Origin of the sequence: Priestia sp. SIMBA_032 (assembly GCF_046535215.1) — a bacterium.
GTDB classification, from domain to species: Bacteria; Bacillota; Bacilli; order Bacillales; family Bacillaceae_H; genus Priestia; species Priestia aryabhattai.
Genome location: NZ_JAWRXD010000771.1, coordinates 1 through 267, shown reverse-complemented (window position 1 = coordinate 267; position 267 = coordinate 1). Strand labels below are relative to the sequence as shown.

At 62.2% G+C, this 267-nt stretch carries 1 protein-coding gene; it reads right to left on the bottom strand.

The window, feature by feature from the left end:
- Nucleotides 1-267, bottom strand: a 267-nt coding sequence (locus SB717_RS36395) for a dihydrofolate reductase family protein (RefSeq protein WP_410907892.1), incomplete at both ends; no start/stop codon positions are given.

The window sequence follows — 267 nt, the reverse complement described above, 5'->3', positions numbered from 1 at the left end:
CTGTGACGCGAGAGCGACCCATCGGTGGATGCGGCCCGGGTTCGAGGGTCGTCGAGAGCACATGGATCGGCATTCCTTCGTAATAGTCCGGCGCCGACTCCCGCATCACCTCGAACGTGGTGCGCCCCATGGCGAGCGCGTCGACGGAGGTGAAGAACTCGTCGTAACCGGTGTTGTCGAACACTGTCAGCCAGTCGAGTTCGCCGTTCGGGCCTGCGATGTACCCATCGAGACTGCAACCCAAGAAGGCATGGAAGGTGGTGTGGA